Source organism: Ruegeria atlantica (genome assembly GCF_013033965.1).
In the GTDB taxonomy this organism is placed as follows: domain Bacteria; phylum Pseudomonadota; class Alphaproteobacteria; order Rhodobacterales; family Rhodobacteraceae; genus Ruegeria; species Ruegeria atlantica_D.
In genome coordinates this window covers 286,489-303,827 of sequence record NZ_WQFE01000002.1, presented here as the reverse complement: position 1 = coordinate 303,827, position 17,339 = coordinate 286,489, and the positions used below count along the sequence as shown (strand labels likewise).

The 17,339-nt window shown below is 56.2% G+C and carries 17 protein-coding genes; 6 read left to right on the top strand and 11 right to left on the bottom strand.

Features of this window, described 5'->3' with window-relative positions:
* Positions 1-28 precede the first annotated feature (28 nt).
* Genes GOW16_RS05375 through GOW16_RS05355 form a run of 5 tightly spaced genes read left to right on the top strand, consistent with a single transcriptional unit; the run spans position 29 to position 4,235 of the window.
* Positions 29-1,360 carry an NAD(P)/FAD-dependent oxidoreductase gene (locus GOW16_RS05375; protein ID WP_170411410.1) on the top strand — a complete coding sequence of 444 codons (1,332 nt, stop codon included), beginning with the start codon at positions 29-31 and terminating at the stop codon, positions 1,358-1,360.
* A complete protein-coding gene (locus GOW16_RS05370) occupies positions 1,314-1,859 on the top strand; it encodes a hypothetical protein (RefSeq protein WP_170411408.1) in 546 nt (181 codons plus the stop codon). Before GOW16_RS05375 ends, GOW16_RS05370 begins: the two co-directional genes overlap by 47 nt.
* Complete coding sequence (locus tag GOW16_RS05365; RefSeq protein WP_170411406.1) at positions 1,859-3,082, top strand: MFS transporter; 1,224 nt, start codon at positions 1,859-1,861, stop codon at positions 3,080-3,082. The genes GOW16_RS05370 and GOW16_RS05365 overlap by 1 nt, the downstream gene beginning before the upstream one ends.
* Positions 3,079-3,696 carry a DUF3833 domain-containing protein gene (locus GOW16_RS05360; RefSeq protein WP_170411404.1) on the top strand — a complete coding sequence of 206 codons (618 nt, stop codon included), beginning with the start codon at positions 3,079-3,081 and terminating at the stop codon, positions 3,694-3,696. The genes GOW16_RS05365 and GOW16_RS05360 overlap by 4 nt, the downstream gene beginning before the upstream one ends.
* Positions 3,693-4,235 carry a DUF3833 domain-containing protein gene (locus GOW16_RS05355; protein ID WP_170411402.1) on the top strand — a complete coding sequence of 181 codons (543 nt, stop codon included), beginning with the start codon at positions 3,693-3,695 and terminating at the stop codon, positions 4,233-4,235. The genes GOW16_RS05360 and GOW16_RS05355 overlap by 4 nt, the downstream gene beginning before the upstream one ends.
* Before the next feature lie 22 nt (positions 4,236-4,257).
* On the opposite strand, the gene GOW16_RS05350 is transcribed toward GOW16_RS05355, so the two are convergent.
* The 10 genes from GOW16_RS05350 to GOW16_RS05305 form a co-directional block, all read right to left on the bottom strand.
* Positions 4,258-5,394 (bottom strand): energy transducer TonB family protein, encoded by a 1,137-nt coding sequence (locus tag GOW16_RS05350; RefSeq protein ID WP_170411400.1) that lies wholly within the window; start codon positions 5,392-5,394, stop codon positions 4,258-4,260.
* Positions 5,391-5,768, bottom strand: coding sequence for an ExbD/TolR family protein (locus GOW16_RS05345; protein WP_170411398.1), 378 nt, complete (start codon positions 5,766-5,768; stop codon positions 5,391-5,393). Before GOW16_RS05345 ends, GOW16_RS05350 begins: the two co-directional genes overlap by 4 nt.
* Positions 5,765-6,091, bottom strand: a complete 327-nt coding sequence (locus tag GOW16_RS05340; protein ID WP_170411395.1) for an ExbD/TolR family protein — start codon at positions 6,089-6,091, stop codon at positions 5,765-5,767. Before GOW16_RS05340 ends, GOW16_RS05345 begins: the two co-directional genes overlap by 4 nt.
* 31 nt (positions 6,092-6,122) lie before the next feature.
* Positions 6,123-6,788, bottom strand: coding sequence for a MotA/TolQ/ExbB proton channel family protein (locus GOW16_RS05335; protein WP_170411392.1), 666 nt, complete (start codon positions 6,786-6,788; stop codon positions 6,123-6,125).
* Positions 6,785-7,219, bottom strand: coding sequence for a hypothetical protein (locus tag GOW16_RS05330; RefSeq protein WP_170411389.1), 435 nt, complete (start codon positions 7,217-7,219; stop codon positions 6,785-6,787). Before GOW16_RS05330 ends, GOW16_RS05335 begins: the two co-directional genes overlap by 4 nt.
* Before the next feature lie 127 nt (positions 7,220-7,346).
* Positions 7,347-9,884: a glycoside hydrolase family 9 protein gene (locus GOW16_RS05325; protein WP_170411386.1), complete on the bottom strand. Its 2,538-nt coding sequence runs from the start codon at positions 9,882-9,884 to the stop codon at positions 7,347-7,349.
* A gap of 44 nt (positions 9,885-9,928) precedes the next feature.
* Positions 9,929-10,858: a glycosyltransferase gene (locus GOW16_RS05320; protein WP_170411383.1), complete on the bottom strand. Its 930-nt coding sequence runs from the start codon at positions 10,856-10,858 to the stop codon at positions 9,929-9,931.
* Position 10,859: 1 nt separating this feature from the next.
* Complete coding sequence (locus GOW16_RS05315) at positions 10,860-11,825, bottom strand: glycosyltransferase family 2 protein (RefSeq protein WP_170411380.1); 966 nt, start codon at positions 11,823-11,825, stop codon at positions 10,860-10,862.
* On the bottom strand, positions 11,815-12,726 hold the full coding sequence (locus GOW16_RS05310) for a sulfotransferase family protein (protein WP_170411377.1): 912 nt from the start codon (positions 12,724-12,726) through the stop codon (positions 11,815-11,817). Before GOW16_RS05310 ends, GOW16_RS05315 begins: the two co-directional genes overlap by 11 nt.
* A 374-nt stretch (positions 12,727-13,100) precedes the next feature.
* The gene (locus GOW16_RS05305) at positions 13,101-13,916 is read right to left on the bottom strand and encodes a WecB/TagA/CpsF family glycosyltransferase (protein WP_217354516.1); all 816 of its coding nucleotides are present in this window, start codon (positions 13,914-13,916) and stop codon (positions 13,101-13,103) included.
* Positions 13,917-14,172: 256 nt separating this feature from the next.
* Between GOW16_RS05305 and GOW16_RS05300 the strand changes: the two genes are divergently transcribed.
* Positions 14,173-16,407, top strand: coding sequence for an exopolysaccharide transport family protein (locus GOW16_RS05300; protein WP_170411374.1), 2,235 nt, complete (start codon positions 14,173-14,175; stop codon positions 16,405-16,407).
* 65 nt (positions 16,408-16,472) lie between these two features.
* Here GOW16_RS05300 and GOW16_RS05295 read toward each other — a convergent pair whose 3' ends face one another.
* Positions 16,473-17,330: a sulfotransferase family protein gene (locus tag GOW16_RS05295; protein ID WP_302478047.1), complete on the bottom strand. Its 858-nt coding sequence runs from the start codon at positions 17,328-17,330 to the stop codon at positions 16,473-16,475.
* Between the last annotated feature and the right edge of the window lie 9 nt (positions 17,331-17,339).

Sequence of the window (17,339 nt, the reverse complement as noted above, 5' to 3'; positions counted from 1 at the left end):
TTTTAAAATGTCGCACTAAGAGGATCACATGTTCGACGAACCAAGGGGCGTACGCAAGAAAATCGCAATTGTAGGTGCAGGCATTTCAGGTCTATCCGCAGCTTACTACCTGTCAGAAGACAATGACGTAACGGTCTATGAGGCCGAGCCACGACTGGGCGGCCATGCCCGGACGGTGATGGCAGGTAGAAACGGTGATCAACCGGTCGACACCGGTTTTATCGTATTCAACTATTCCACCTACCCCAACCTCACCAAGCTGTTCGATGAATTGCACGTGCCGGTCATCAAAAGCGAGATGAGCTTTGGCGCCACCATCGACAATGGTCGCCTCGAATATGGCCTAAACAATCTGCGAACCCTGACGGCGCAAAAACGCAACCTGATGCGCCCGGCCTATTACAAGATGATCTCAGACATCTTGCGCTTTGGCAAAGAGGCGCCAGAGGCTGCCAAGGACGATGACACCACGATTGGGGAACTGATTGATCAACTGAGACTGGGCCACTGGTTCCGCCACAACTACCTGATGCCCATGTGTGGAGCAATCTGGTCCACCCCTGTTGAGTTCATTGACCGCTTTCCCGCACGGTCACTGGTACAGTTTTTCCAGAACCATGCATTGCTGGCTGGCGATCGGGCCAAACAACACCAATGGTGGACAGTCAAAGGTGGCAGCATCGAATATGTTCGCAGGATCGAGGCCGCCTTGCGCGCTCGCGGCAGCGAGATCCGCGTCGCCTCACCCGTCCAGCACATTCAGCGGAATGAACTGGGCGTGACAGTACACAGCGAGGGTCAGGCGGATCTGTATGATGAGATCATTCTGGCCACCCATTCCGATCAGTCATTGGCTATACTGGGTGACAGCGCAACGACTGAGGAACGGGCGGCGCTGGGATCGATCAAATATCAGCCTAACAAGGCCGTTTTGCATTGCGATCCCGGCCAGATGCCCAAAAGACGCGCCTGCTGGTCCAGCTGGACTTATCGTTCCCAGGCCGGAAATGTCGGCGTCACCTACTGGATGAACCGGTTGCAGAACATTCCGGACAGCGATCCGATGTTTGTTACGCTCAACGTCTCGGCAGATATTCCGGAAGACAAAGTTTATGACGAAGTCGAATTCGCCCATCCGGTGTTTGATCAGGCAGCCCTGAAGGCCCAAGGTCAAATTCGCGAAATGCAGGGGCAGAACAAAACCTGGTTTGCAGGCGCATATAACCGGCACGGTTTTCACGAAGACGGGATTGCCAGCGCGATGCATGTCGTCGAACGGCTGAAAGCTGCCCCTCTATCCAACGGAGCTGACAATGGCGTTCTTGAAAAAGATCCGGTCATCCGTGTCCCGGCCGAATAACGCGATCTGGCGCGCTGCGTTTCTGTCACTGGCTTTGCTGGCCCCCGGCGAGCTAGCAGCATCAGCTGTGACGAATGAGTTGCCAAATGCCGAGCTGCGCGGATCCGCGACGTTCCGTTATCTGGGCCTGCCCATCTATGACGCCAAGCTGTTTACGCCCGGTGGCGCCCCGTTCAGCTGGAGTGAGGATTTCGGGTTGCAGCTGACCTACCGCAAGAACATCAAGCAGAAGGCTCTGATCGAATCCACGCTTGATGAAATGACACGGCAGGGCAACAGCGGGCTGACACAGGCTAATCTGGGACAGTGCTTTGAGGCCGTCAGCAAAGGTGATGTTTATCTGGCTGTCTCGGATGGGCCAAACAAGGTTGGTTTCTGGCTCAACGGGCGCAAAACCTGCACCCTGACCGGGCAGGGCATCAAAAAGACATTCATGTCGATCTTTCTTGGCGACAATACCAGATCGGCAAGCTTTACGCGCCAGTTGAAGGGGCAATGATGCTGTATCCACGGGTCAGCTTCTATGCGCTGATGCTCGCGGCGGCGGGTATTCCCCTCTATATCCACTTGCCGCGCTTTGCCTCCGTGAACCTTGGGATCAGTCTCGGCGTGATTGGAACGGTGTTGCTGGTGATCCGGCTTGTGGATCTGGTGCAGGACCCGCTGATTGGCTGGGCAATTGACCGATGGCCGAGTGGTCAGTTGGCCTTTGCCGCCATTGCCGCCGCGGGGTTGGCAGTTGGCTTTCCGCTGCTTTTTGCCCTGCCCGAGGGCGCGAGCGTAACATCGCTGGTCCTTATCCTGATCCTGCTGTTTTCGGCCTACAGCCTTGGTACCATTCTGCTGTATGGGCGCAGCGCCACGCTGGCCAAGACACCAGACGCCAAAGAGTTGATGACACTGGCAGCCTTCCGTGAAGGTGGACAATTGGCAGGTGTTGTCATTGCCGCCAGCGCCCCTGCCCTGTTCGTCGCTTTGGGGGCCGGCGCGCAGGGGTACCCCGCCTTTGGACTGTTCCTGGGTGTTCTATCCATTATGACCATTGCAGTGACTTTCCCGATGTGGCGGCGCACGCCTATTACTGGCGAGGGCCTGTCTTTCGCCGGGCTGGGTCAGGCCGGGGCACTGCGCCTTTTGGCGCTGGCCCTGGTCAACAGCCTGCCAGTCGCCATCACTTCGACCCTGTTTCTGTTCTTCGTCGAAGACAGGCTGCAACTGCCGGGCAAGGCGGGTCCGTTGCTGATCCTGTTCTTCCTCAGCGCCGGCGCCAGTGTGCCGCTTTGGGCTAAGCTCAGCAACCGAATTGGGCCGAAACAGACTCTGATCATCGCCATGCCACTGTCCATTGCCAGCTTTATCGGGGCGGCGATGTTGCCATCAGGCGAACTGCTGGGCTTTGCCTTGATCTGCCTTGCCTCTGGCGCGGCGCTCGGGGCCGACATGGTAGTTCTGCCTGCCATGTTTTCGGTCGTTTTGACCCGCGCTGGCCTGAATGCCTCAGCCGCGTTCGGTATCTGGTCCTTTGCAGGCAAGCTTGGGCTTGCGCTTGCTGCCTTTTTCACACTGCCCCTGCTTGAACGCAGCGGCTTTGCACCCGGTCAATCGAATTCCGCACAAGCCTTGGACACACTCAACCTAGCTTATGCGGTGCTTCCCTGCATCCTGAAACTCGGCGCGTTTGGCATGGTCTTGACGCTGCCAACGGAGGTCTCAGCCAAATGAAAACGCTTGTTGTTTTACTGCTCGCCGCCCTCGCTCTGTTTATTGCCAAGAACCGGTTCCTGAGCTTTCGGGCGCAATCGCCGGACGACTACACAGGCACAGGACCAGCGTTCAAAATGAAAGAGGTCCTGAACGGAGAGATCCTGTCAGAAGGTCTGATCTATGGACCGAATGGCAAGATGTCTAACAGCTTTGTCGCCCGCATGGTTGGGAAATGGGATGGCAACACCGGCACGCTGGCCGAATACTTCACCTATTCCAACGGCAAGCAAATGACACGCAAATGGTTTCTGACGCTGGGCACTGGCAATACGTTTACCGCCACGGCTGACGACATCGTCGGCGAAGGCCATGGAACGATTTCGGGATCAACCGTCAAACTGACCTACCGCATCATTTTGCCCAAGGACGCCGGTGGGCACACGTTGGATGTAACCGACTGGATGTATCTGACCGAAAACGGTGTGATCATGAACCGATCTGAGATGCGCAAGTTCGGCATTAAGGTCGCAGAGCTGATCGCCACGATGCGCCCCGCGCCCGAGGTCAAATCCGCTCATGTCCCCGGTTCAAACGGCTATGATGCGGACGCAGAGCAAAGGCCAGTACAATGATCTCGCGCCGTGTCCTTGTTGCGGGTCTGGCAGTCGCCGGACTGGCGGTTCTGACTGCCTGTTCAGCTAAACCGCGCATTCCCAAGACCTTTCTATCTGACCGGCAGTTAAACCTTGAAGAGTTCTTTGAGGGTAAGACCGTCGCCTATGGCCAGTTTCAGGATGTTTTGGGCAACGTTCCGCGCCGCTTTACGGTGGATATCGACGGAACGTGGGATGGCGAAACCCTGACTCTGGTTGAGGACTTCGTCTATGACGATGGCGCGACCGAGCAACGTATCTGGACGTTGACCAAAACCGGCGCGGACACCTGGACAGGCACCGCCCCCGGCGTACTGGGAACCGCCAGCGGGGTTGAGCGCGGCGATACGTTCAACTGGAAGTACAAGATCGACCTGCCAATCAAAGAAGGCACCATGCGGGTCAATTTCGATGATTGGATGTGGCTGCTAGAGGATGATCGCCTGCTGAACCGGGCCTATGTCTCGCGTTACGGTGTGCGATTGGGCGAAGTTATCCTGTTCTTCGAAAAGAAATGATGTCCTGCGGACCGGCCCCGGGTCAATTGCTGGTGTAGAAGAAGGACAGTTTGCGGCTGACCCCACCCGGCGGCAGCGGAAAGGGCGAGGCCGCCTGTACCTGCGCCCGTGCAGCCCGGTCAACCTCGGACGATCCGGAACTGTCGATGACATCGACCCAGGCCAGGGTGCCATCGGGATTGATCTCGAAAAACACTTTGGCAAACCCCCGGGCCGCTACAAAAATCGGTGGCGCGCGGTTCAGGTGAACCAGAACCTCACCGGCATAGTTGGTTGTGTCCGAATTCCCAGGACCGCGCCCACCCGAGCGGCTGCCGCTGCTGCCGGATGTGAATGCATCCAACCCTTCGCGCCTATAGGCATACAGCGGCGATTCAACCTCTTCTGTCGGGAACTGCAACTCGCTGAAGTCCCGCGCGCCATTCAGCACGCCACGCCGTTCCGGCGTCGGCTGGCGATCGGCGCGCTGCGGCCGGATCGAGGACGTCACGGCCAGCTCTGTCCCGTCTTCGGCTGCATCCTGTTCGGTCGGTTCAACCGGATCGTCAGGATCAATCGCCTCGGCTTCCAACGGAACCACGGGGATCGCAGCCTCGGGCGACGGAGTGATCGGCAATGCCGCCAACTCCTGTGGAGCAGGGGCCACGGGCTGGATCTCGGTCGCGACCTCCGGCTCGGCAATGTCTGCTTCGGGGTTTCCTTCAGTGACTTCTGCCGCTGTTTCGGCCTCGACCGGCGGGGTTTCATTTGCATCATCGCTGGCGGCGGCATCCTCTTCGGCGGTGTTTTCGGTATCGGCCACATCCGGCTCGACCGGTTCCGTCGCAATCGACTGAACCACCTCCGCCTCGCCGATATCAGGCGCGTAAACCTCCTGCGGGTTTTCAGACGCAACAAGCGCCTCGCTGACCGGGATTTCCGGTTCCTCGGGCGGCGTTTCAACCGGGGGTTCGGGTGCTTCGGCCGGTTCAGGTTCAACCGGCTCGGCGACGACCCCGGCAAGGTCCTCGAACGTCGTGCTTAGCTCTATTGATTCATTCGCCTGACCATCTGGCGTGCCTTCCGCAAGCCGCTGCCCGGTCACGCTCAGCCCCATCAGGTGCAGGAAAAGCGACACCAGAATAGCCGCTGCCGCTATCATGGCCGAGCGCCGGATCATTCCAGGGCCTTCTCGGTCACAACAAAGACAGATGATGCGCCCAGGCGGCGCAACGCACCTGTCACCTCGATCAAACGGGGACCCGGTGCGTTTCGGTCGGGAACAATGCGTACAGCCTCGGCCCCTTGGTCACGCATATGCGTTTCGGGGTCGGTTGGTTCTCCGCGAAAGCTCAGCGTGCCATCTGCGTGCAGGATCAGCGCATCGGGCGGTTCGCGCCCTTCAAGGTCTGACGTGTTCACCAGCTTAAGATCCGGATCCAGCGGCGGGGCCAGCGTGCCGGTGAGCAGGAAAAAGATCAGCATCAGGAAAACGACGTTGATCAACGCAATCGTCGAGTCGCGGTTGCGTTTGGGGCGTCTGTACTTGATCATTCCAGCACCAGAATGCTTAGCCCGTCACGCCCGCGCAACCGGACCAGAACATCTATGACGCGCTGCGCCGTCGTATCTGCGTCCAAACTGACCAGCACCTGCCCAGACTCCAGTTGCGTTTCCAGATCCGCAAGCGAAACCGGCTGCCCGTTCAGGATCAGCCGTTCCGATCCCAGTTGCAGGAACAACCGCTCGGTCGGTGTATCCGAAGTCGCATTGCCGCCTACTGCGTTGCTCAGCTCGATCTCACCATATTTGGAGAAGGTCGACGACAGCATGAAGAACAGCAACAGCAGGAAAATTACGTCGATGAGGGGGGTCATCGACAAAGGGCGCCGGACAAAGGGTGCGACGTTACGCATGTCCGGGCGCGGTCGCCATTGCCCGTGTATCGTCAGCCTGCGGAACGGCCTGCCCTGGCACCAAAATCGTGCGCAGCGCCTTGTCTGCAAACACCCGCTCACGCGCTGTGCGGCTTTCGAACCAGGACAGCAGCATCGAGGTCGGCATCGCCACAGCCAGCCCTACAGCCGTTGTCAAAAGGGCGACCCAGATGCCGCCGGCAAGCAGTGATGGGTCAACAGATGATCCGGCGGATTGCAGGCTCTGAAACGCCTCAATCATCCCCAGAACCGTGCCAAACAGGCCCAGTAGCGGCGCAAGCTGTGCCACCGTGTCCAACATCCGGAACCCACGCTCAAGCCCTGCAAGCGCCAGACCGGCCTCGGCATCCAGCCGTTGGTCCAGACCAGGCGTATCCGGGGCTTCCATCGCGACCTGCACCAACGGGGCAAGATAGCTGCGGCTTTGGGCCAGGCGCGCGTGGGCGGTTTGCGGATCGCCCGCATCCCAGGCCGCAAGCGCCTCGGACAATACCCGGTGGCGCCCGACGCCAGAGGCCGCAAATTGCCAGAGTTTGTAGAGCGTGACCGCAACGGTCACCACGGACATCGCGATCAGGATGGCAACAACCGGCCCGCCCAGATCAAGGATTTCGCGCAGCGCTTCAAAGGGGCTCATCCAATCAACTCCACATCTGTTCGGCTTCGCAATTTTAGCCCGTCCTCACATATCGAACTCTCTGCTCCGGCCACCTTGCAGGTGTTTGTGCCATTGATCAGGGCGCGTCCGACTGCAATGCAGCCCATACCCGGCAAATCGAACTGTCGTACTCGCGGGCGATCTACGGGTAAGTCGCGAAAGTTGAAAAGTGACAGTCTGACCACGCTGCCAGAAGCGTCAAATATCACAGTCTCAAAGCTGGCCTCATCAATGGCCGTCCCGGTTTGGTTTTCCACCACAAAGGTCAATCTGCAGGCGTTTTCGACGTCCTGAACCGTATTCAGCTCGATTTGAAGGCTTTCCAAAGCAGTCGCTGCGGTCTGTGCCATAGCAATTGCAGGCAATGCGAATACGCAAAATGCAACAAGTGCCGGACGGAGAAACAACATTGGCGCGCTCCCGGTTGTTCAAGGCAGACATCAAGGGCCGGCGACGCTCCGCTGGCGTTCAGCTACACATAGTCAATGCAGGAGGTTGGTGAAAGGGGGACCTTTGAGTTTGTGATAAGGGATCACATCAGCGTTCTTGCGCGGTCGCCAGCGCGCAGGCAATCAACCACTCAAGGGCGTTGGACTTCATACCATGTTCGGCTGAAATCACGATACTCCGGCTTTCAAAAATCTGGGCATAAACAGGCCAGTCTTCCTGGTTCGTCGGATAAATCGAACCACGAACCTTTCTGAGTTCCCATTCATGCATCTTTCCCCCGGTTACGCCAAAGCTGATCTGACCGGGAATAGTGGCCGCCCCAAACCTTTCGGTCATCAACGGGTCCGCGAAATCCCGCTTTCCGAGGCCCTGAACGAGTGAAACGTTGGCTGGGTTACAGCCCAGGCCAAACCACATCCCCTCAATGGCAGCGTTGGATATTTCGGTCGGCAATTCGCCCCTTGCGGCGTAGTACATCATCCACTGACTGGCACGCCAGTTCGAGCCCGGCCCAAACCGCATCCAGGCCCGGCTCCACGGATAGGTTGCAGTTGTGTGCAACCCGAAATCGCGTCCCATGCGTTTCAATTGCAGGGCACGGTATTTGATCCATCCTTCAATTGCCGCAACGATTTTCGCGTTTGACGGGCGTCCTTCGCGGGACGCCAGAACATATTCGAGGTACGAGTTGGGATACCTCTCTGCCACGATCGCTTTGATCGGGTTGTCGGATTGCGGTGCAAAAGGATTGTTGTCTTCGAACAAAACACGGGCGGTCTCATCCCCGCTTGCGCGGAAAACAACCGCCGCCGAAGCGATGCGCGCCCGTTGCACACTATCGCGATTGTTTCCCGCCTGATCCTGGGCAGGCACCGGCTGGCTCTCTGCCCAATGCCAGGCACGGACGGCTTCATTGATGAGGGCGTCACCCAAAACGGCATCGCCACAAACCGTCTTGATCACATGGCCCAGTTTTGCCGCTCCAAAGGCGAAACGGAAGGCGGCCCAGTCTTCGGCGCCGTAGGCGTAGGTTGTCTGAACCGGATTCCACGAGACCGACCCGATAATGCCGCTGCTTGAATATTCGACCCCGCCGATGATCGCGCCATCGTCACCTTGCGTTCTGCGCCACACCGAGGCCCCCCAAAGTGCCTCGTGAATGAGATCTGGCAGAACCGTTTCCCCATCGCCCAAATCCAGATCGTTCTTTTTGGCAGCAACAACAGGGTCAGCGAACGGCTTGCCACTTTCCGGCAGGTTAAGGGACAACGAACGGGTGTGTTCAAAGGTCTCTATTATATCCGCCATGTGGTAGACGACATCCATATGCTGGATGCGTCGATCCCAGTCTCCGGCGTCATGCCAGCCACCCCATGCGTCCGGGTTGGCGGCCATCGCATCCTGATCAGCCGAACCGTTGGCCGGATGCGCTGCTGCATACTCGGACAGCAATTTGAACGCGTCGGCTTTGGCGTACCCTTCGATTGTCTGGCCTATGGTCACTTGGGTTTGCCAAACGGTCAGCCCGTCGTCGGGATGGCCATTGCGCGGGCGCGTCCTGCCTTCACCATAGGGCTCAGCGATCTCGCAGCCTGATCTTTGGTGAAAATACCAACGCGCGGCCAGCCTCAGTGCGTTTTCATAGGGCCGAGGTGACACCTCGAATGGAAACGAACGCCCGAAACCTTCAACATGCAGATAGTATTGCCCGGCGCGTTCGATATTCGAAAAGTCGGCCTCGTATATATCGCAGCCGTTGAAGTTTGCGCCTTTTTGATGCGGTTCCCCGACGGATTTTGCCAATGCCAACTGCCCGGACTTCAACACGGAACCGTCTTCCGCTGAAATCAGACTCCAGCCCGTGCCTTGTGACAACAGCGCGTCAGTGCTGCCGGTGCGACCGTCTTTGTCGTGACCCCACCAGCTGCCGACATATCCGATCTTGGGACCGGTCAGCGGATACCCGGCCTGACAAACATGGATGGCCTCGCTGAATACCTGGGGCTCGCGACGTCGTTCGGTCAGCGGAACCGAAGGCCCCTCAAGCGTGACAAGCGCACCGTCAGGCACAGCGCGATCCAGCTCGAACGTCATATAGTGCCGCTTGCTGCTTTCCCATCGTCTGACCGCGACCGCCCGCGTGCCGATCGGTGTTGATTTGCGGTAAAGCGCTACGATCTGGGCGGGCTCTCCATTGATCGTGATGCGCCAATTCTTAGGCTGGTCTGCCAGGGCGAGCTTCTGGCGCGCTTTCTTTCCTTGCCGAAATCCGCTGCGACGGCTTTGTGGGACAACCTCCGGCCACGGTATGAACAGCTGAGGTTCGGTCAGGTTCATGTCACCCGAAAAGCACCCTGACCGACCGTTCAGCTGACCCGCGGACCCAAATGGGTTCCAGGGATCCGGGGACCATTTCACGCGGTCCGTGTCGGAAACGGCAACGGGTTCGGCAAGATCAAAAGCTGTATCCAGAACCGTTATGTGCACCATATTGCCACCCGCAAACCCAATGATGCTGTCTTGCGTTTCACCCGAGGCCGCAGAGGCGCCGAGACAACTGGCAAACGGCGCAAAAACCGCTAACGCGGTTCCCTGCTTCAACAGCATGCGTCGTGACAGCGCCATTGCCTTTATCCTCCGCACGGGTCTTTCGTACACTCTCGTCAGACCTAAACTCGTCGATCCAGGCTGCGAACGAACCGCCAGATCAATTTAGGGCGAAACAGGCTATCTGGGTACATAAGCATTCCGCACAGCCCTTCAACGAGCGCGGTTGGTTTGCGCCCGTACTGGTATTGATTTCTGACGCCGGTCCAGAACACGTCAATTTGCCTGGCCCGCAGCAGACGTCGCAAGCGCGATCCGAACTCTTGTTGCATCGCCGGATTGTCGGCGACTTTGTCGATGCACGGAACTCGGCGGGAAAACACCGGACCACGAGTCATGTAGTTGGCACCGCTTGCGACCTGACGATAAAACAATAGCGCGGGCCCTGCGACCACGGCAAACGGACCGATCAGCGCGACGCGGCACCAAAACTCCCAGTCCTCACCATTCGTGAGACTTTCGTCAAATCCCCCGGACTGCCGCGCAATTTCCGCACGAAGAGCCAGCGCCCCGCCATTTACGATGAAGTTTTTTCGCAGCAAAGCGGCTAGTTGATCGTGCTGAGGGACAAGTAAGCGGTTGTCTGCCCCCCGCAGCTCCTCACCATCCATGTTGATGCGCTGCACACCGGCCACCGCACCGACCACATGCGGGTCAGTCAGGGCTGCACTGAATCTGTCCAACGCCTGAGGATGCAAAACATCATCCGCGTCGAGAAACAAAAGCAGTTGGCCCTTTGCCATTCGTAAGCCAAGATTTCGGGCTGCACTGACCCCTTTGGCCGGTCCTGAAATCGGCAGGATACGGTCATCCTTTCCAGCAAACCTTTCCAGAATGTCCCGAGTGCCGTCAATCGACCCGTCATCAATGCAAAGGACTTCGAAGTCTGACATGGTTTGCTGGCAGACGCTTTTCAGCGTCTCCTCGATGAACCGCTCCATGTTCCGAGCCGGGATAATGATCGAGAACCGGAGTGCAGACTTTTGCTCCATGTCATCGCCCCCCAACCCGGTCAACCTGAACTGCCGACGCGCTGTACTCGGCGAAGTCGAACCGCAAAAGAGCCGCTAGCATCCCCAATCCGCGAAAGATTTCCAACACGCCGCGGTGCCACCTGGCACTTGAACCAAACCCCAAACAAACACAGATCAGACAGCCCCAGCCAATAGCGCCAAATCCTTTGATGGCGCGCATCACAACCCCACGGCGATGGATCAGTGCGATGCGACCCAGCGTGTTGCCCTTTCGGAACCAGCGCCGTGCAAGCCAGCGCATTGAAGTCCGGTTTTCGGGGACGTCGTCCCAGACCAAGGCGTCCGACGACGCCCGGATTGTACCCCCGGCTTCGCGCACCCTCGTGAAGAACTCTTCGTCCTCACCGCCGGTGATGTTGAAACGTGGATCAAACCAGATCCCAAGCTTGCGGACAACACTCGCATCAACGAGGGAGTTATTGGTGGCAGCCGAATTCAGGCGTGTCCCTTGTTCGTAAGGCCCCATTCGGAACAGATTCAATGCGTCAACCCAGCCCGGCGGATCCTTCCGGTATTTTGGCTCTACCGGCCCCTGAACCGCGACAGTATCGGGCAGCACTACCGTTTCAAGCATCTGTTCCAACCAATGCGCTGACACGGATTCATCATCATCCAGAAAGGCGATGTAGTCAGCGTCTTGCGGTGCTTCCGCCAGCGCCCGATTGCGCGCGGATACAATTCCACGCGCATGTTCGACAACATAGCAAACCGGCCATTTGGTTAAATTCTGTATGTCGCCCAATGTGTCCTTTGCGGTTGCCTCCGGCGCATTATCAACAATCACCATTGTGACACGCACGGTCTTCTTCTCAAGTTTTTGCGCATTGAGACTTTCGATCAATGAGCGAAGCCCCTGAGGTCGCAGATATGTGGCAATGCAAATTGCAATATGAGGATGGGAGTGCTTTCGCAGATCAGCGTTCATAACCAGCCAGCTCCAGCGCGTTACCCGCCAGCCTGTCAAACCGGGCTATTTTTGCGTCCGACCAGGATGCCCAGCGCTTTACCGGGTTGAAATCCGCCGATTTTTCTTCGGGTTTCCACCGGTCATCATTCGAAACTTTCGACCGCGACGAACCACGGACGGGCATTTTGTCGATCTCGTCCCAGGGATAACGGTCCTCGGCCAATCCGATATGGGACAGCAATCTGCGAACATTTTCATGCGTATCTGCGACGACGTCTTCGTATCTGACGATCATCGTGTCTGAATTTGCGTTTTTGCCGGTGTCATCAAAAGTCATGATCGCCTCGGTCCCAAGGCGCCATTCATCGGCCAGTTGGCGAAAGTTCTTACTGGTCAACGAATACCGCGAGAACGTCTTAAGTGACGATTCCACCACGTCACGCCCATCTCTCAGGCACAAAATGATTTTTGCGTCGGGAAAGATATAGCGTGCGAGGGTCAGATCCTGAACGTGCGGGCATTTCAGCAAAATGTGCTTCGCATCGTCTTGCGCCTGCAATTCGCGAAACCAGGCCCCGGCGAGCATGGCCAGAACGTCGTACTTTCCCATAACTTCTTCGTTTCTTGGAAAATACCGCAGAAAGTCACGGGTGAATGCGGCTGCGTCTCCTGCTGCGTGCAGCAAAGGGAATTCGTAAAGTCTGCCGGGGTCGGCTGAAACATCCGGGTGTTTTGACACAAGGTCGCGAACAAAATTTGTGCCCGATCTTGGCATAACTCCCAACACCAGAATGGGCGTGTTAATGTCGCCCCGGGCACGACGCGCCAGATCGGCCAGATGCTTCCCCTGTTCAGGCGAAATTCGGGGCATGAAATCTTCGTCATTTAAAAACCGGGCGCCAAGAACACGCTTTGTCATTCTGACTACTTGGTTGATGCGAAGATCGCCGGCCAACTGGACCGTATTTGAAACACTCATGCGTTATCCACCTCTGTTGGTGATGGAAGAGCCATGCGCATTTCGCACCGTCAAACGATGGCACCTGCGCTGATCATACCCAACAACGCCCATCTTTCTTGAAACTATCCCGTTGACCGGTCTAACCGATGCCAGCGCCAATGACACATGACACTCGTGCCAGGCAAACGCACGAAATAGGGATATCCGGACCCCTTCCGCCGGAATGTCGATCAAAAAACGTCTAAGAAAATCAATGATAAACACAAAAAATACCTTTTGAACTCGTGACGTGCCGCACCTTTCAGACCATACAAAACAACAACCAACTGCCCTCAGCGGCGCGAAAACAGTCTTGATACATCCTTCTTCAAAACGATGCTCAACGCATGCGGCACAGTCACCAGATACCTTGTGAAAAGATACCTTGGACCCGTTGCAATGCGATGAACCCACTCTAACCCAAAATTCTGCATCCAAAGCGGCGCGCGGGGATAATCCCCAACGACGTAGTGAAAGCACCCTCCGCAGGTAACAACCCAGGCGCAATGTTCCAGTTTTGGCGCGATCCGGGCGGAAAAATACTGCTCTTTGGGTTTGCCCAGACCAACCCACAAAATATCGGCACCGCTGGCATTGATGTCGGCGACAATATCGTCTTCCTCAGCATCACTGAAATAGCCGTTTCGCCTGCCCGCGATTTTCAACCCGGGGTAAAGTTCAACCAGCTTTTCAGCGCAGTGGCGATTGATGTCTTCCACTCCACCCAGCAGATAAAAGCTCAACCCGTGCTCTTGCGCCATTTTAGCGGCCGTATGGATGAAGTCGGTTGTTGCCGTGCGCTCTGGGATTCCTGGTCCGTTGTGGGATATCTTCGATGCCCAAACGACGATTTGGCCATCCGCGTGGACGATGTCCGCCGAGTTGATCACCTTCGCAAAGCGCTCATCGCTCGCATAAGAAGAGATCGCGTGTGCATTGGAATCAAAAACCGTTACTGCGCGATGTAAACTTCCGCTTTTACGACGTTCGACATCTTCAAGCATCGCCGCATTAAGCTGTTCGTCGCTTGCAAGAGCGACGGGCATTCCTCCGACAAGAATATGCGGTAATCGCATGTCAATTGTCTTATTCATCCCTACAGATCCCACAAACCTCCCAGCAAAATAGCTGGGTACAAACAACAATAACCAAGCGCAGCGATTCTAAATGTAAGGTTAAATCCAAATACTCAGTCTTTAGTCAAATTCACTCCAAACCAGGTGATCACGGCCACATAACCACCATTTTCCAAACCAATCCACTAGATCCTAGCACATTGTCGCCGTCTAGTGCAGTTTTCTCTGTTGAAAAAGCCGTCCAGGGCCTATGTTCGCAATAGTCCTTTTTTCGAGTGTTTATTTTGTTATGACCGATCAGTACCGCAGAGGTTTGGATGTAGAGCTATCCGGGTTAGGCGCGCCATCAACCGGTGACCCGGAACTTAGGGTACTGTCGAACGTCGCATGGGCTATCAGACGTTCTTTTCTCTGGATTGTGCTTTTCAGCTTTAGCGGGGCAGTTCTAGCCTATCTTCTTACCTATGCCGCTGACAAGAAGTACACCTCCAGTGCGAAGGTGATGATTGAAACTCGCGTCCAGACGGAAACCGAGTTTACCCCTCAGGTCTCGGGGCTTCCGCTGTCACTGACATCCCTGGAAAGCGAGCTTGAGCTTTTGCGCTCGACCGATTTGATCGAAAATGTTGTTGATCGCTTGGACCTGACCTCCGACCCGGAGTTTTCCGGGGAGGAAACCGGCTTTTCTCTGTCGCCGGTTGCGTTGCTGCGCGGCGCTATCAAAGGCGCGCTCAGCCTTGTTGGTGTCGGGAATGATACCGGGTCGGCAGGGGACGGCACACAATCTGAAGCCGAACTTCTTCGCGAAACGACCATCGAAAACCTGTTGAAATCCAGCAGTATCGAACAAATCGGCGAAACGTCTGCCGTCTACCAGATACAGGTTACCGCAAAATCTCCGCACAAAGCGGCGAATGTCGCCAACAGTCTCGCGTCCGAATATCTTACAGTTCTGACGAAGATGAAGCGCGACGACCTTCTTCAATCTCAGGAATGGCTGGCGACGCGGATTGGACAAATTCGTGAAGACCTGAACAAACTGAGCTCGGATCTCGAAGCACATTCGATTGAGACCCCTTATACGCCTGACGAGTATGCGACGATCAAAGCGCAGCGGATCAAAGCGGAGAAACGCGCAAAGCTGGCGACGGATGAGCTGATCGTTATCGAAGATGACATTGCGGCCATTAAAAACCTCAGAAGTAATGGAAAGGATAAGGAAGCTGTCGCGCTTGCAATGCAATTGGGAGTACTGCCGCAAGGTTCATCTGTGCAATCAGACTTGCAAAGTGACCTGGAAGCCTTGGATGCAGCTCAGGCAGCCGCAGAGCAAAAAATCGAAGTTCTGAACGGGCAACTTGCCGGGCTGAGCCTGCGTATCGATACGTTGCGGGAACAACAGGTTCAACAAGTTCAACACGACTCCATCACCAAGAGAATCGAAAACGAAATTTTGGTGGCTGAAGAGATCTATCGGGACTTTGTCTCGCAGTTGGGCCGACGGACGGAACAAGGCAACTATTTGGATGCGGGCGCGCATATCATCGAAACGGCCAGGGTCTCCGTTGATCATTCCGATCCGAAGCGCTCGCAGGTTGCGATTGTTGCTTTGTTCTTTGTGTTCTTCGCCGGTATGTGCTGGACCGTTCTCAGAGAGTTGGTTCAAAACCGTCTGAGAACTACGTTCGAGTACGAAAGCACAACCGGAACTAAGCTGACCGCAATTGTGCCCGAAATCAAAGACGAGCCACCCTTTGAATCCTTCTTTACGAATGATGGAAAATTCGACCCCCAACTGTCACATTTTGGCAGAAAGCTATTGGCCAGTAGTGATATCGGCTTGCGAACCCTGAGAAACGACGCCTCTCCGACTTCGCCGCAAGCTGCTGAATTTTTCTCCAAAAACCTGGATGGGAAGTCCGGTCAACGGATCTCGGACGAAGCCTGCATCATCTATTCGGGTGCTTCCGCACTACCTGATGAGGGGAAAACCTCGTCTCTGCTTCTAATCGGCTCGGGTTGCGCCCAGGCAGGATATCGAACCCTTATCATTGATTGCGACACCGTCACATCGACCTACAGGGATTTGTCCCAGCTTTCGGTCGAAGCTCTTAAGAAGGCGGTAAACGAACCCCAGTCCATGCAGGACTTCATTGTCGGGACCCCACAGGATGGCTTGGACATTTTGCCCCTGATCGGCGCCAGGGATGATGAGGTCCGCACCAAGGCAGTAGAAGATTTCTTTTGCTCACCGGCGTTCCTGAACCTTCTGTATTCTCTTTCGGACTCATACGAGGTCATTTTGTTGGATACTCCGCCGCTTCTCAAATCTGTGGAGTCGGCCTACCTGTCCCAGATTTCACAAAGGGTTATCCTGTTTGCAAGGTGGAACAGCACAGACAGAAACTCAGTTTTGCAAGCCATGCGCGAACTGGAAAACGCAGGCGTCCGCCCTTCCGCTTTGGTGGCAACGCGCGTCGACATGAAACACGTCAAGCACTACGCGGACCCGATATTGAGGTGAGACTGTGTCTTTGCGGATCGTGGTTCAGCAATTTCCGTTTTTGCAAACCTGAAGCATAGGTTTCATCAGCCAGACGCGGCGTCTCTATCTTCATTCTGTGCCGCGTACCCGCGATCAAATTGGTAGCAATACGCGTCGGGCAGCTGGACGCTTTCAAAGCCGGTGCACAAAGCTTCTGCTTCCTCTTGGGTCAACTTGTCACGCCATTTATCGACCTGTTTTCGGCTGTTCCTATGGATATCATATGGGTTTTCTGTGTCGTCGGCAGTCGCCGAGGACAGCTCTTGTACAGATGACCGGACACTTGGGCTCATTTCGCGACCGCAGAACCCATAAACGGTTTCCAGAACCCCTTCTGTATCCAGGCAAAGATCCTCATATTTTACATGCAGGAACTGGTCATGGCCTTCGGCATGGTTGATTGCCGCGCACCAACATTTTGCAACACGCCGTCCGAACTCTTCCAAGCGTCGTAGTTGGTCGCCGCCTGCGTCCCACCAACCACGCTCCTGGAAGCTTAGCGCAATGTCCGCCGGATGACGTGTCAGGAAAATCAAAACAGGCTTGTATTCCTGAAAAAACCAACCGCACGCAAAGGGATTCACTTCTTTGATGACCATTCGGGCTGGGCCGTGGGAATAAGGCGGCCATTGCGACAAATGAGCCAACACGCTGGGCCGGAAGGCCGCTGAACCCGCCTGGATCCGCTGTTTTACGTCAAGGTAAATCTCCGGTGGCGCCGCGATGTCAAATTCTACCATGGATTCACCTGAGTGCCGTGTCACGTAGGTTCGCGTGAAGGGTTCTCTGAGGTACTGAATATCTGGGCCGAGACCCAACAAGCTGCCGATCCAACTTGAACCGCTGCGCGGCATCGATACGACAAATATCGGCCTTCCGCTTTGGCTTCGGGACGATCCCATAAGTGATGC

Excerpts from the sequence above, each read along its gene's own strand:
- GOW16_RS05330 (WP_170411389.1), bottom strand. The coding sequence starts at position 7,219 with ATGTTGTTTCTCCGTCCGGCACTTGTTGCATTTTGCGTATTCGCATTG.
- GOW16_RS05350 (WP_170411400.1), bottom strand. The coding sequence starts at position 5,394 with ATGATCCGGCGCTCGGCCATGATAGCGGCAGCGGCTATTCTGGTGTCG.
- GOW16_RS05340 (WP_170411395.1), bottom strand. The coding sequence starts at position 6,091 with ATGACCCCCCTCATCGACGTAATTTTCCTGCTGTTGCTGTTCTTCATG.
- GOW16_RS05310 (WP_170411377.1), bottom strand. The coding sequence starts at position 12,726 with ATGACAAAGCGTGTTCTTGGCGCCCGGTTTTTAAATGACGAAGATTTC.
- GOW16_RS05335 (WP_170411392.1), bottom strand. The coding sequence starts at position 6,788 with ATGAGCCCCTTTGAAGCGCTGCGCGAAATCCTTGATCTGGGCGGGCCG.
- GOW16_RS05370 (WP_170411408.1), top strand. The coding sequence starts at position 1,314 with ATGGCGTTCTTGAAAAAGATCCGGTCATCCGTGTCCCGGCCGAATAAC.
- GOW16_RS05365 (WP_170411406.1), top strand. The coding sequence starts at position 1,859 with ATGCTGTATCCACGGGTCAGCTTCTATGCGCTGATGCTCGCGGCGGCG.
- GOW16_RS05315 (WP_170411380.1), bottom strand. The coding sequence starts at position 11,825 with ATGAACGCTGATCTGCGAAAGCACTCCCATCCTCATATTGCAATTTGC.
- GOW16_RS05295 (WP_302478047.1), bottom strand. The coding sequence starts at position 17,330 with ATGGGATCGTCCCGAAGCCAAAGCGGAAGGCCGATATTTGTCGTATCG.
- GOW16_RS05360 (WP_170411404.1), top strand. The coding sequence starts at position 3,079 with ATGAAAACGCTTGTTGTTTTACTGCTCGCCGCCCTCGCTCTGTTTATT.
- GOW16_RS05345 (WP_170411398.1), bottom strand. The coding sequence starts at position 5,768 with ATGATCAAGTACAGACGCCCCAAACGCAACCGCGACTCGACGATTGCG.
- GOW16_RS05355 (WP_170411402.1), top strand. The coding sequence starts at position 3,693 with ATGATCTCGCGCCGTGTCCTTGTTGCGGGTCTGGCAGTCGCCGGACTG.
- GOW16_RS05325 (WP_170411386.1), bottom strand. The coding sequence starts at position 9,884 with ATGGCGCTGTCACGACGCATGCTGTTGAAGCAGGGAACCGCGTTAGCG.
- GOW16_RS05375 (WP_170411410.1), top strand. The coding sequence starts at position 29 with ATGTTCGACGAACCAAGGGGCGTACGCAAGAAAATCGCAATTGTAGGT.
- GOW16_RS05300 (WP_170411374.1), top strand. The coding sequence starts at position 14,173 with ATGACCGATCAGTACCGCAGAGGTTTGGATGTAGAGCTATCCGGGTTA.
- GOW16_RS05320 (WP_170411383.1), bottom strand. The coding sequence starts at position 10,858 with ATGGAGCAAAAGTCTGCACTCCGGTTCTCGATCATTATCCCGGCTCGG.